We start from the raw sequence: 13,511 nt of genomic DNA on the forward strand, positions 1-13,511 counted from the left end.
CTGTTCTGTCGATCTGAGATAATAAACGTCACGCGGTGAGGGTCCAGCTTTGAATTTCCAAAAGACCAGATTGGCTGCGGGCCTGTATTTTGTTGCCACACCCATCGGAACCGCGCGCGACATTACGCTCAGGGCTTTGGACGTCTTGGCCTCTGCCGACATGATCGCAGCCGAAGACACGCGCAGTCTGCGCAGACTGATGGAGATTCATGGCGTTCCACTGGAGGGGCGGCGCATTCAGGCCTATCACGATCACAGCGGTGCAGGAGCACGCGGCAAGATCATGGATGCGTTAGACCAGGGGCTTTCGGTGGCCTATGCGTCCGAGGCTGGAATGCCGCTGATTGCGGACCCAGGCTATGATCTAGGGCGGCAGGCGTCTGAGGCCGGGTATACCGTGACCTGCGCGCCCGGCCCGTCGGCGGTTTTAACCGCGCTCACGCTGGCCGGATTGCCTACGGATGCGTTCTTTTTCGCGGGATTTTTGCCAAATGCGTCTGGCGCACGTCGCAGTCGTATCGAAGCGCTGCGTGATATTCCCGGCACGCTTGTTTTCTACGAATCGCCAAAGCGTGTGGCGGCCTGTCTGTCTGATCTGGCAGACGTTCTGGGATCGGACCGCCAAGCCGCGCTTTGCCGCGAATTGACGAAAAAGTTCGAAGAGGTGCGGCGCGGCAGCTTGGGTGAGCTTTCGGACGCCTATGAGGGCCAGTCCGTCAAAGGTGAAGTTGTTCTACTGGTGGATCGAAGCCATTCGCAAACCGTTAACGAGTCTGACGTAGAAGAGGCATTGATCAAGGCCTTGCGAACCCATTCGGTACGGGATGCGGCGGATCTGGTCTCGCAAATGTACGAACTGCCGCGCCGCCCAATCTACCAAAAGGCCCTGAAACTGGGAAAGGGATAAGATGGCGCAGCGCTCGGTTCAGGGATCGGTTTCTTATCACTCCGGTCAGGCCGCTGAAGTGCAGGTGGCGATGGACTATGAACGCCGCGGATACCCGATCGCGCATAGACGCTGGCGCGGCGCAGGTGGAGAGATTGATCTGATCGCACGCGACAGCGATGGGCCGAGGTGAAGAAAAGCGCCAGTTTTGACATGGCCGCGGCCCGCATCACACGGCGGCAAACCGAACGGATTTGCGCCTCGGCTGCGCAGTTTCTAGAAAACGAACCCGGCGGGCAGCTGACGAATGTGCGGTTCGACGCGGCATTGGTTGATCGCTCGGGTGCGGTCCAAATCATCGAAAACGCGTTTGGGCAGGCCTAAGCCCCATTGAACCCCTCGGCCTGCTGCGCCATGTATCTGGCGTGAAGTTGAGGGACATGCCATGAAAATCGCCTTTCAAATGGACCCGATCGGGGCCGTGGACATCAATGCCGACAGCTCTTTCCGCCTTGCGGAAGAGGCGCAGGCCCGCGGGCACCAGCTGTTCTTCTACGGCCCGGACCAATTGGCCTATCAGGAAGGGCGGATCACCGCGCGCGGTCAGGACATGACGGTGCAACGTGTGCCCGGAGATCCGGCGGTGCTTGGACCGGAACGTGAGGTTGATCTGGCCGAGTTCGACGTCATCTGGCTGCGACAGGACCCGCCGTTCGACATGCATTACATCACGTCGACCCATCTGCTGGATCGTCTGAAAGGTCAGGTTCTGGTGGTCAATGACCCGTTTTGGGTTCGCAACTTCCCTGAAAAACTGCTGATCCTGGATTTCCCCGATCTGATGCCACCGACCACGATTGCGCGGGATCTGCGGACTATCAAAGCGTTCAAGGACAAGCATAAGGACGTCATCCTGAAACCCCTTTACGGCAATGGCGGTGCAGGCGTGTTCCGGCTGGATGCCAACGACCGCAATCTCACGTCCCTGCATGAGCTGTTCTCGGGCTTCTCGCGCGAGCCTCTGATCGTTCAGAAATTCCTGCCCGATGTCAAAAACGGCGACAAGCGCGTGATCCTGGTCGATGGGGAAGCGGTGGGCGCGATCAATCGTGTCCCGGCCGAAGGCGAGACGCGTTCGAACATGCATGTGGGCGGTCGCCCCGAGAAGATCGGGCTGAGCGAACGCGATCTCGAGATTTGCGCCGCCATCGGTCCAATTCTGAAAGAAAAGGGCCAGATTTTTGTCGGGATCGACGTCATTGGCGACTACCTGACCGAGATCAATGTGACCTCGCCCACTGGCATTCAGGAGCTGGAGCGGTTTAACGGCGAGAACATCGCCGAAAAGATCTGGCAGGCGATTGAGGCCAAAGTTTAAGCCATCACCTTGGCGCTGATGCGAAAACTCAGCGCCTCGGCCACGTGAGGGCGGCGGATATCAAGTGCTCCTTCGAGGTCCGCGATGGTGCGCGCGACCCTCAGAATGCGGTGAAACGCGCGGGCTGACAGGCCAAACCGGTCAGCGGCCTTAAGCAACAGCTCTTTCCCTTCAGCATCTGGCGCGGCAACTTCTTCCAACAGTTTGCCTTCGACGTCGGCGTTCTGACGTACTGAACTGTGGCCCTCGAACCGGGCGGCCTGCACCGCCCGTGCTTGTTCGACGCGTGCGGCGACGGTGGCTGAACTGTCACCAGAGGGCGGCAGATCGAGGTCGGTGAATGCAACCGGCGGCACCTCGATCCGCAGGTCGAATCTGTCCATCAACGGGCCGGAAATGCGGTTTAGGTAGTCCTCACCGCATCCGGGTGCACGCGAACAGGCTCGGGACGGGTCGGTCAAATATCCGCATTTGCAGGGGTTTGCCGCCGCGATCAGCATGAAGCGGCAGGGGTATTTCACATGGGCATTGGCACGGGCGACCATGACTTCGCCGGTTTCAATCGGCTGGCGCAGGGTCTCCAGCACCGTTCGGGGGAACTCGGGAAACTCGTCCATGAACAGCACGCCGTTATGGGCCAGCGAAATCTCACCCGGTTTCGCACCCTTGCCGCCGCCAACAATCGCGGCCATCGAGGCCGTGTGATGCGGCTCCCGAAAAGGCCGCGCCCGGCTGATCCCGCCTTCATCCAACAGGCCGCAGAGCGATTGGATCATCGACGTTTCCAATGCCTCAACCGGGGTCAAAGGGGGCAGAATGCCGGGCAAGCGGGCCGCCAGCATGGATTTGCCCGAGCCGGGCGTGCCGATCATGATCAGATGGTGCCGGCCTGCCGCCGCGATCTCCAACGCGCGTTTGGCCCGTTCCTGACCTTTTACATCGCGCAGATCACGTGGGTTGGCTGCAAGGGTCACCTCACCCGGTTTTGCGGCGGCAAGCGGCGTCTGGCCCGAAAAGTGGCGCACCACATCGCTCAATGACCCTGCGCCAATCACTTGGGTTGCATCGACCCAAGCCGCCTCTGCGCTGGAGGCGCGGGGGCACAGCAAGGCACGATCTTCGGACGCAGCAGTCATCGCAGCAGGCAGGGCCCCGACAACAGGGACCAGTGACCCATCCAGCGACAATTCCCCCAATGCGACCGTTCCCTCTGCCGCGTCGGCAGGGATAATCTCAAGCGCTGACAGCAATGCGACGGCAATGGGTAGGTCAAAATGGCTGCCTTCTTTCGGCAAGTCAGCTGGGGACAGGTTGATGGTGATCCGTTTCGAAGGCAGCGCGATGGCCATGGCGCTCAGCGCGCTGCGCACCCGGTCGCGCGCCTCGGACACGGCTTTGTCTGGTAACCCTACTATGGAGAACGCAGGCAGTCCGGGTGAAACGGCGCATTGCACCTCGACCGGGCGGGCATCGACCCCTTGAAACGCAACGGTATGGGCGCGGGCGACCATGGCAATCCTGTTCTTGGTTAACAAGACGTTGCTGCCATGGTTGCGGTTTAGGAATCGTTAACGACGTCTCGCATGGCGATGAATTTTGGCCAGGCCTCGGGGTCTGCGGCAGTTTTATCGCGGCAGAATGCGTTGCAGAAACCCCAGCATTGCCCATCGAGTTCCAGAAAATCCGTCACCGGTTCCTCGGAATACGGGCAGTGCGCGTTCAATGAGGGGCCGGTTTCGACAGTTTTGGCGGTTGATATGCCACCGATGGGCCAGGGCGAAGAAACGGAGCCATGATTGTAGGGAAATGGATCGTACTCAACTGTCAGTCCCATGGCTCGCCATTGCCGTACCGAGGTCTGGCCAAGCAGAAAGTGGCAATAGTCGAGATTGGCAGCAGACACCGGCAGACCATAGCCCACAATCCTTGCCGCGACCGGGGTGTAGAACACATCCGCAAGTGAATAGGCTCCGAACAATGGGCCATCTGCAGCCCCGGATATCTGGCGGGCATGAGCCCACAGCGTTTCAACACGCTCCAAATCTGCCAGCGTATCCTCTGATGGGTTGAAGTCTTGCCAGGTGTGTTTCAACTGCATGGGGCAATCTTCACGCAAGGCGCTGAAGCCGGCGGTCATCTCGGCGCAGAGCCACCGGGCTGTCGCCCGTGCTGCCGCATCTTTTGGCCAGAGCCCGGCATCCGGATGGCATTCAGCCAGCGTTTCGGCCATCGCCAGGCTTTCACCCACGACCGTTCCGTCGGGCATGCGCAAGGCGGGCACAAGGCGCGCAGGTGCGATGGTCTGCATATCCTGCGCCATCGTGCCGGAATACAGCCCGATCATATGGTTTCGATAGGGCAGGCCAAACTTTTCCAGCATTAGCCAACCACGCAAGGACCAGCTGGAAAACAGCCTGTCACCGATAAAGAGATCATAGGTCATGGGCCCACGATGGCGTCGGGTCGGCGTTTGGTAAATCAGTGATTTGTGCGCAGTGGGATCACGGACGGTGATTGATCGCCCCTGCGGACCAGCCTGTTCCCTCAAAGGTCAAATGGGTGACGGACAGGTTGTCGATACGATGGGCAAAAGTCTGTTGTCCGTCCAGATCAAGTGCCCGCTGAACCTGCGTCAGGATCACCCCGAAATGGGCGACGATCACAATATCGCGGCCATGTTGATTCGCGATCAGGGCGTCAACAGCGCGGTCGACGCGCGCGCGGACCTCGTTCCAGCTTTCCCCGTCTGGTGGGCGCACGTCACCGGGATTGTCCCAATAAGCAAAAGCCAGTTCAGCGTCCTCGGCCTCGATCTCTTTGAAACCGCGCAACTCCCATGCGCCAAAATTGATCTCTCGCAGATCACGATGATGCGGCAGGCGTGCACGCGTGCCTTGAATAGCGGATGCGGTATCAACGGCGCGCGACAGGTCTGATGAGACAACGACGGCGTCATGAGGTAAATAGTCATGCAGCCGCTTCAGGGCGGCGGTGTCGCTGAGATCAGCGGGAAGATTTGACCACCCGACCATGGTTTTGGCATGGGTTGGGCCATGCCGGACCAGATGCAACCGCGTCACGTCAGTGCGCCTTTCAGAACACTCGGTAGACCTGCTGTCACTTGAACCACCAACTCTGCCTGTGCCGCCAAGGCGATGTTCAATCGGCCCTGTGCCTCACGAAACCGGCGGGCCAAAGTGTTTTCGGGGACGATTCCGTGCCCCACCTCGTTCGATACGATGACGATGTGGGCCGGGCAGTTTTTAACGGCTTGTAGTAGGTCAGTCTGCGCAGTATGCAGATCGCTCTCAGCCAACAGGTGATTGGTCAGCCACATGGTGGCGCAATCGATCAAGCAGATCTGTTCGGGGTTTAGATCAGCCAATACAGGTGCCAGATCCAGCGGGGCCTCGACCGTTGGCCAATGCGGCCCACGCTGCGCGATATGGTGATCGACTTTCGCGCGCATCTCATCATCAAACACTTGTGAAGTGGCCAGATAAACGCGGCTTTTGCCCGATGAAACAACCAGTTGTTCGGCAAAGGCGGACTTTCCCGATGCAGCCCCACCCAGAACAAAGGTTAAATCGGGAAGCACAATTCTTACCTTTCAAGTGATCCGGTCTGTTGGGTTCTGCGTATCGACCATAGGTCGGCAAGGCAAGCCCGGCCATCGAATATCAAATAGGGAGAGTTTCATGGCACTTGACAACGCGACCGACTTTTCGATGTCCCGGCGAGCGATGAAGGCGGAACTGCTTGACGCGGAGACTGAATTAAAGCTGGCTTATGCATGGCGAGACCAACGCGATGAACAAGCCCTGCACCGTTTGATCACCGCCTATATGCGGTTAGCTATTTCGATGGCGGCTAAGTTCAAGCGCTACGGCGCGCCCATGAACGATCTGATCCAAGAGGCCGGTTTGGGCCTGATGAAAGCCGCCGACAAGTTCGACCCCGACCGGGGCGTGCGCTTTTCGACATACGCGGTCTGGTGGATCAAGGCCAGCATTCAGGACTATGTGATGCGCAACTGGTCGATGGTGCGCACCGGCTCGACCTCGTCCCAGAAATCCTTGTTTTTCAATATGCGCCGTGTTCAGGCGCGGCTGGAGCGTGAGGCCGCAACCGAGGGTCTTGAGCTGGACCGCCATCAATTGCACCAGATGATCGCGACCGAGATTGGTGTGCCGCTGCGCGATGTCGAGATGATGGAAGGTCGCCTATCCGGGTCGGATTTCTCGCTGAATGCGGTGCAATCTGCCGATGAGGACGGACGCGAATGGATCGACGCGCTGGAAGATGATCGTGAGCAGGCCGCCGAAGCGGTAGAACACAGCCATGATACCGAGCAGTTGCGCGAATGGTTGCTAACCGCGATGAAATCGCTGAATGATCGGGAAAGGTTCATCGTGCGTGAACGTAAGCTGCGGGAACCGGCACGAACCCTTGAAAGCTTGGGTGACGAGCTTGGTCTATCAAAGGAACGCGTGCGCCAGCTTGAGGCCGCAGCCTTCACGAAGATGCGTAAGAACCTTGAAGCCCAATCGCGTGAGGTGCAACACTTCATCGCATGACACGGCTTGCGATTCTTCTTTTTGCTCTGACAGTTACGGCAATCCCGGCGCGCCCGGGTATTGCCGCTGGCGTTATCCCTGACGACGTGGTTGCTGCGATGCAGGCAGCGGATGTCGTGATATTGGGCGAGATTCACGACAATCCGGACCATCACAAGGTTCAGACCGAGGCGATTGAGGTGATCGCCCCGTCTGCTGTCGTTTGGGAAATGGTCACCGAAGAGGGCGCACAACGTTTGGCGCAGACAGCGGCCTCGAATCCAGAAGAGCTGGGTCGCATCCTGCGCTGGGCAGAAACGGGCTGGCCGCCGCTCAGCATGTACTATCCGATCTTTCAGGCTTCAGATGCGCCGGTCTACGGTGCGATGGTGCCTCGCGCCGCAGCACGCGCGGCCATGGAACGCGGCGCGTCAACCGCACTTGGCGCAGATGCGGCACGCTACGGTCTGACGGTTCCACTGCCTGCGCAAGAACAAGCGGCGCGTGAGGCGGATCAGCTTGTGGCGCATTGCAATGCACTGTCCGAACAGGTGCTGCCGCAGATGGTTGCGATACAACGCTTGCGTGATGCAGTGCTGACGCGGTCGATCCTGCAGGCGGTGGACGATACCGGCGGGCCGGTAGCTGTGATCACTGGCAACGGCCATGCGCGCAAGGATCGCGGTATCCCCACCTTCCTGTCCCGCTTGCGTCCCGGTTTGAAGGTCTTTGTCGTTGGCCAATCCGAAGACGGGCAGATCGATGGCACCTTTGATGTGGTCATCGATAGCCCTGCAGTAGATCGCGAAGACCCCTGCCAAGCCTTTGAGGTGCAGAATTAACCGCTGGTACAACGCCGTGGCCTTGCCTAATGTCAGCGCCGACCAGAACGGGAAAGGCTGAACATGCTGGCTTCCAAACGTATCCTGCTGATCATTGGCGGAGGGATCGCGGCCTACAAGTCGCTGGACCTGATCCGCCGCCTGAAAGAGCGTGGCGCGGCCGTGACCCCGGTTCTGACACGCGCCGCCGAAGAGTTCGTGACACCTTTGTCCGTGTCTGCCTTGGCGGGCGAGAAATGCTATCGCGACCTGTTTGATCTGACAGATGAGGCTGAGATGGGCCATATTCAGCTGTCGCGCTCTGCCGATTTGCTTGTGGTCGCCCCGGCTACGGCGGATCTGATGGGCAAGATGGCGGCTGGGTTGGCCAACGATCTGGCCTCGACCTTATTGATGGCCACGGATACGCCCGTATTGTGTGCGCCCGCCATGAATGTACGGATGTGGGATCACCCGGCGACACAACGCAATCTTGCGCAATTACAGGCCGACGGCGTGCGTTTTGTCGGGCCAAACGAAGGCGATATGGCCTGTGGCGAATACGGCCCTGGCAGAATGTCTGAACCGTTGGGGATTGTTGCGGCTATAGAAGCGCAACTGGCAGATGGTCCGCTGCAGGGAAAACGCATTCTTGTGACATCAGGCCCCACCCATGAACCGATCGATCCCGTGCGCTACATCGCCAACCGATCCTCGGGCGCACAGGGTACGGCGGTAGCACGGGCATTGACGGCGCTTGGGGCAGATGTGACATTTGTCACCGGTCCCGCAGATGTGCCGCCACCCGAAGGCGTGCAGGTTGTACGCGTCGAAACAGCTCAGCAGATGTCAGACGCGGTGGATGCGGCCTTACCCGTGGATGCGGGCGTGTTTGCTGCAGCGGTGGCGGATTGGCGTGTGGCCAGCGCATCGGACCGGAAGCTGAAAAAAACCCAGGATGGCTTGCCCGCGCTGGAGTTTTCCGAAAATCCGGACATCTTGAAACGTGTCTCACACATGGATCACGGACGTCCGACGTTGGTTGTTGGCTTTGCCGCAGAAACCAACGACGTTCTTGAACATGCAACGGCAAAGCGCCAGCGCAAAGGGTGCGATTGGATCGTTGCCAATGATGTCAGCCCTGCGACCGGCATCATGGGCGGCACAGAGAATGCGGTTGTGCTGATTTCGGATGCGGGCGCCGAAGAATGGCCGCGCATGGGCAAGGATGCGGTTGCGGCGCGACTGGCGCAAAAGATTGCTGAGGCTTTGGGTAACTGATGCCCATAGCCCTGAACCAAGAGGTGCAATGATGGTTGCAATCCGGGTAATCCGCGATGCGGGCGCAGACGCCTTGGTGGCTTTGCCATCTTATGAGACGAGCGGAGCGGCTGGGGCGGATGTGCGTGCAAACCTGCCGGATGGTGTCTCAGTGACTTTGGAACCGGGACAGCGTGCGCTGATCCCGACGGGGCTGCGGATCGAGATTCCTGCAGGATATGAAGTGCAGGTCAGGCCGCGTTCCGGGCTTGCGTTGAAACACGGTATTACCCTGCCAAACACGCCAGGTACAATCGACAGCGACTATCGCGGGCCACTGGGTGTGATCCTGATGAACGCGGGGCAAGAGAGTTTCGAAGTTGCGCATGGCGAACGCATTGCGCAACTGGTCGTTGCTCCGGTGGTTCAGGCAGATTTCCAGTTTGCAGAAGTACTCAGCGAAACCGAACGCGGATCAGGCGGGTTCGGGTCCACCGGGCACGGCTGATGCTGCTGGTTCTGCTGCTTGCCGCTGGGCTTTGGGGCGTAGGTTATATCGCAGGCGTTTCCCGCAGCGCGCGTATGGCTTCAGTGGGCGTTCTTCTGTTAGGTGTTATCCTAGCGCAGCTGGTTCTGCCGGATGGTAACCCACTGCGCGAGGCGACAGGCGGATCTGCTGCGATGTGGCTGATGCTGGCGGGATGCATCGGGTTGGTTCTGGGCTATAGCAAGATCATCAAGGTCCTACGTAGCCGGGTCACATCCGCGTCCGAACAAGACCCTCAGGTGCGCACGGATCGGTTTTCGGAAACAGAACTCGATCGCTATGCCCGCCACATCGTATTGCGCGAGTTGGGCGGACCGGGTCAGAAGAAGATGAAACAGGCGCGCGTGCTAGTGATTGGCGCAGGTGGTCTGGGTGCGCCGGCCCTGCAATATCTGGCCGCTGCGGGCGTGGGGACCATCGGGGTGATCGACGACGATGTCGTCGAGAACGCCAATCTGCAACGGCAGGTCATTCACTGCGATTCCGATATCGGAATGCCCAAGGTTTTTTCCGCTCAACAGGCAATGGAAGCGCAGAACCCGAACGTGACGGTACTGCCATACAACCGCCGCCTGACTGCAGAAATCGCGGCCGATCTGTTCGCTGATTTCGATCTGATCCTAGACGGAACGGACAACTTCGATACCCGCTATCTGGCCAACAAAACGGCTGTTGAACTGGGCAAACCGCTGATTTCTGGCGCCCTATCGCAATGGGAAGGGCAATTGAGCGTCTTTGATCCCGCAACCGCAGGTCCTTGCTACCAGTGTATTTTCCCCGAAGCGCCTGCCGCCGGGCTCGCCCCGTCCTGCGCCGAGGCTGGAGTGATCGGGCCGCTGCCCGGCGTGGTCGGGTCGATGATGGCGGTTGAGGCGATCAAGGTGGTCACAGGTGCCGGTGCCTTCCTGCGCGGTGAGATGCTGATCTATGACGCGCTCTATGGCGAAAGCCGCAAAATCACCCTGTCGAAACGCGCCGATTGCCCGATTTGCGGACAGGTTGGGACTTAGTTTCGACGTCAAAATTCACTCCCCCTCTGGACCATTGCTGACCCTCTACATAGCTTGAGGGGCAAAGGAGACCTGCATGACCAACCCGATCCTGTCCGACTGGACCACGCCCTTTGAGATCGCCCCGTTTTCCGCGATTTCAGATGGGGATTTCGCACCTGCGTTGGACGAAGCGATGGCCGCGCACAACGCACAAATCGACGCGATTGCCGGAAACCCGGACGTGCCTACCTTTGCCAACACAATCGAAGAGCTTGAAGCGGCGGGTGAGCAGTTGGACAAGGTCCTGTCGGTGTTTTTTACAGTGGCGGGCGCTGACAGCAACCCGAAACGCGAAGAATTGCAGCGAGAGTTTTCACCGAAGCTCTCGGCGCATTTCTCGGGCATTTCATCAAACAAGGATTTGTTCCACCGGGTGGCCGATCTTTGGCAGCGGCGCGATGATCTGAACCTGAGCGATGAACAGGCGCGCGTTCTGATGCTGACCCATCGCGGCTTTGTCCGCGCCGGTGCTGCGCTGGAGGGTGAGGCCGATTCCCGGATGCAAGAGATCAAGTCTCGCCTCGCATCGTTGGGCACTTCTTTCACCCAGAATCTGCTGGCGGATGAGCGTGACTGGTTCATGGAACTGGCCGAGGATGATCTGGACGGTCTGCCCGATTTCGTGATCGCTGCGGCGCGCGCTGCGGGTGAGGAAAAGGGTGCGAACGGGCCGGTTGTGACCCTGTCCCGCTCATTGATTGTGCCGTTTCTGCAATTCTCATCCCGCCGCGACCTGCGGGAAATAGCCTATCGCGCTTGGGCTGCGCGAGGGGCGAATGGGAACGAGACCGACAACCGCGAGATTGCAGCCGAAATCCTGACCCTGCGGGAAGAACGCGCCAAGCTGCTGGGCTATGACAGCTTTGCGGATTTCAAACTGGAAACCGAGATGGCCCGCTCGCCCGACCGCGTGCGCGATCTGTTGATGCAGGTCTGGGAACCCGCCAAAACCCGCGCAGATGCGGATGCTGAGATTCTGGCCGGTATGATGCAAGACGATGGCGTGAACGGCCCGCTGGAGGCCTGGGACTGGCGCTACTATGCCGAGAAGCGCCGCAAGGCCGAGCATGATCTGGATGAGGCGGCGCTGAAACCGTACCTGCAACTCGACCGGATGATCGAGGCGTCGTTTGCTTGCGCCAACCGTCTGTTCGGGCTGGAGTTCGCGCCGCTCGACGTGCCCCTCTATCACCCCGATTGCCGGGCGTGGGAGGTAACACGCAACGGGCGACATGTGGCGGTTTTCATTGGTGATTACTTCGCTCGAGGCTCGAAACGGTCCGGCGCGTGGTGCAGCGCCATGCGCGCGCAGGCGAAGTTCCCCGAAGAACAAGCGCCCGTCGTGATCAACGTGTGCAACTTCGCCAAGGGTAATCCCGCACTGCTATCTTATGACGATGCGCGAACTCTATTCCACGAGTTCGGTCATGCGCTGCATCAGATGCTGTCGAATGTGACCTATGAAAGCATCTCGGGCACGTCCGTCGCGCGGGATTTCGTCGAACTGCCCAGCCAGCTTTATGAACACTGGCTGGAAGTGCCCGAGGTTCTGGCGGAATACGCCACCCATGCTGAGACGGGTGAGCCGATGCCTCAGGCGATGTTGGAGAAGGTGCTGAAGGCAGCCAATTTCGATCAAGGGTTCCAGACGGTCGAATATGTGGCCTCGGCCTTGGTTGATCTGGCGTTTCACGAAGGCGCAGCCCCGGCGGATCCGATGGCCAAGCAGGCAGAGGTTCTGGCCGAAATCGGCATGCCAAAGGCCATCGGGATGCGCCACGCCACCCCACATTTTGCCCATGTCTTTGCGGGCGACGGGTACAGCGCGGGCTACTACAGCTACATGTGGTCCGAGGTCATGGATGCCGACGCCTTCGCCGCATTCGAAGAGGCCGGAGGGGCCTTTGACCCCGAACGCGCCAAGGCGCTGGAAGAGAATATCCTCTCCACCGGCGGCTCGCGCGAGGCCGAGGATCTGTATCTGGCCTTCCGGGGCCGCCTGCCGGGTGTCGAGGCTTTGCTGAAAGGGCGCGGGTTGATCGTAGCCTGACCTGTCCGGGCCGTCAGTATCCCAACTGGCGGTCCACCAGATGCACCAAGGGTTTACCGGTCTCGCCGCGACGGATGTTCTCGCAGATCACCTGTGCCGCGGTAACGGGCCGGGTCTCGGATGCGATATGCGGGGTGACGGTGACGTTTGGATGCGCCCAATAGGGATGTTCGGGTGGCAGTGGCTCGATGCGGAACACGTCCAGCGTCGCGTGTCCGACTTGCCCGGTGTTCAGCGCCTCCAGCAGGGCGTCGTCATCGATCAAAGGGCCGCGTCCCGGATTGATGATCTTTGCCCCTGTCGGCATTAGTGCCAAAGTCACGGCATTCAGGGTATTCTCAGTCGCGGGCGTGTCCGGCAACAGCAGTATGACGATCTCGGATTGCGATAAGGCGGTTCGCAAACCTTCTGTTCCATACAGACAGGTTACGCCTTGAATGTCTTTCTCGGTACGGCTCCACCCCAAAACGTGAAAGTTGAGCGCGGCTAACGCCTGCGCTGCTGCTTGACCCAACTCTCCCAACCCCAGCACGCAGACCGTGCGCTCGGTCGCAAGGGGGGGCGCTATTGGGGTCCACACGCCATCCTGTTCGCTGATATGGGTGTCCATGCCCAGATGATACCGCAAGGTGTGGCCAACGACCCATTCAGTCATGCCCTGAGTCAATCCGTGATCCACCATACGGGCCAATGGAACGGTCAGGGTTTCGTTGTCGGCGATGCTTTCGACCCCGGCCCAAAGGCTCAGGACGGCTTTCAGCCGAGAATAGGGTTTGAAGTCCAGCAGGCCGTCATTTGGCGCGTAGACGACATAGTCCACCTGATCGGGTTCGATATCTGTGGCCAGATACACGTCCAATCCGGCTTCGGCCAGACCCTGAGACAAAAGCGGCTCATAGACCGGCCACAATTCAGGGCGCGCAGAGAACAGGACGTTGACGGTCATGAGGGGCCTTTCAGA

At 59.6% G+C, this 13,511-nt stretch carries 13 protein-coding genes and 1 pseudogene; 9 read left to right on the forward strand and 5 right to left on the reverse strand.

The features are described 5' to 3' along the window. Positions 1-49: 49 nt before the first annotated feature. From rsmI to gshB, 3 genes and pseudogenes are all read left to right on the forward strand, one after another. A complete protein-coding gene (gene rsmI, locus ACR0JE_RS12555) occupies positions 50-907 on the forward strand; it encodes a 16S rRNA (cytidine(1402)-2'-O)-methyltransferase (RefSeq protein WP_480864378.1) in 858 nt (285 codons plus the stop codon). A gap of 1 nt (position 908) precedes the next feature. Beyond that, a pseudogene (locus tag ACR0JE_RS12560) lies at positions 909-1,270 on the forward strand (YraN family protein). Positions 1,271-1,331: 61 nt separating this feature from the next. Beyond that, a complete protein-coding gene (gshB, locus tag ACR0JE_RS12565; RefSeq protein WP_170522312.1) occupies positions 1,332-2,264 on the forward strand; it encodes a glutathione synthase in 933 nt (310 codons plus the stop codon). Here the strand turns inward: gshB and ACR0JE_RS12570 are convergent. From ACR0JE_RS12570 to cobU, 4 genes are read right to left on the reverse strand one after another with little or no spacing between them, the layout of a single operon-like run. Beyond that, positions 2,261-3,775, reverse strand: a complete 1,515-nt coding sequence (locus tag ACR0JE_RS12570) for a YifB family Mg chelatase-like AAA ATPase (RefSeq protein ID WP_480864379.1) — start codon at positions 3,773-3,775, stop codon at positions 2,261-2,263. The genes gshB and ACR0JE_RS12570 overlap by 4 nt on opposite strands. 47 nt (positions 3,776-3,822) lie before the next feature. After that, positions 3,823-4,707 carry a glutathione S-transferase gene (locus tag ACR0JE_RS12575; RefSeq protein WP_480864380.1) on the reverse strand — a complete coding sequence of 295 codons (885 nt, stop codon included), beginning with the start codon at positions 4,705-4,707 and terminating at the stop codon, positions 3,823-3,825. A gap of 58 nt (positions 4,708-4,765) precedes the next feature. Continuing rightward, a complete protein-coding gene (locus ACR0JE_RS12580; protein WP_480864381.1) occupies positions 4,766-5,344 on the reverse strand; it encodes a histidine phosphatase family protein in 579 nt (192 codons plus the stop codon). Then, positions 5,341-5,862, reverse strand: a complete 522-nt coding sequence (gene cobU, locus ACR0JE_RS12585; protein ID WP_480864382.1) for a bifunctional adenosylcobinamide kinase/adenosylcobinamide-phosphate guanylyltransferase — start codon at positions 5,860-5,862, stop codon at positions 5,341-5,343. The genes ACR0JE_RS12580 and cobU overlap by 4 nt, the downstream gene beginning before the upstream one ends. Positions 5,863-5,962: 100 nt before the next feature. Here cobU and ACR0JE_RS12590 point away from each other — a divergent pair, with 100 nt between their 5' ends. The 6 genes from ACR0JE_RS12590 (at position 5,963) to ACR0JE_RS12615 (ending at position 12,550) form a co-directional block, all read left to right on the forward strand. Beyond that, positions 5,963-6,841, forward strand: coding sequence for an RNA polymerase factor sigma-32 (locus tag ACR0JE_RS12590; RefSeq protein ID WP_170535908.1), 879 nt, complete (start codon positions 5,963-5,965; stop codon positions 6,839-6,841). Continuing rightward, complete coding sequence (locus ACR0JE_RS12595; RefSeq protein ID WP_480864383.1) at positions 6,838-7,662, forward strand: ChaN family lipoprotein; 825 nt, start codon at positions 6,838-6,840, stop codon at positions 7,660-7,662. The genes ACR0JE_RS12590 and ACR0JE_RS12595 overlap by 4 nt, the downstream gene beginning before the upstream one ends. Before the next feature lie 63 nt (positions 7,663-7,725). Next, positions 7,726-8,922, forward strand: coding sequence for a bifunctional phosphopantothenoylcysteine decarboxylase/phosphopantothenate--cysteine ligase CoaBC (gene coaBC / locus ACR0JE_RS12600; protein WP_480864384.1), 1,197 nt, complete (start codon positions 7,726-7,728; stop codon positions 8,920-8,922). 31 nt (positions 8,923-8,953) lie between these two features. Further along, positions 8,954-9,409: a dUTP diphosphatase gene (dut, locus tag ACR0JE_RS12605; protein ID WP_480864401.1), complete on the forward strand. Its 456-nt coding sequence runs from the start codon at positions 8,954-8,956 to the stop codon at positions 9,407-9,409. Beyond that, positions 9,409-10,458 carry a HesA/MoeB/ThiF family protein gene (locus tag ACR0JE_RS12610; RefSeq protein WP_480864385.1) on the forward strand — a complete coding sequence of 350 codons (1,050 nt, stop codon included), beginning with the start codon at positions 9,409-9,411 and terminating at the stop codon, positions 10,456-10,458. Before dut ends, ACR0JE_RS12610 begins: the two co-directional genes overlap by 1 nt. A gap of 76 nt (positions 10,459-10,534) precedes the next feature. Further along, on the forward strand, positions 10,535-12,550 hold the full coding sequence (locus tag ACR0JE_RS12615) for a M3 family metallopeptidase (protein ID WP_480548615.1): 2,016 nt from the start codon (positions 10,535-10,537) through the stop codon (positions 12,548-12,550). A gap of 13 nt (positions 12,551-12,563) precedes the next feature. Here the strand turns inward: ACR0JE_RS12615 and ACR0JE_RS12620 are convergent, their stop codons facing one another. Beyond that, the gene (locus tag ACR0JE_RS12620) at positions 12,564-13,496 is read right to left on the reverse strand and encodes a 2-hydroxyacid dehydrogenase (protein WP_480548617.1); all 933 of its coding nucleotides are present in this window, start codon (positions 13,494-13,496) and stop codon (positions 12,564-12,566) included. Positions 13,497-13,511 lie beyond the last annotated feature (15 nt).

Source organism: Ruegeria sp. H3 (genome assembly GCF_056533095.1).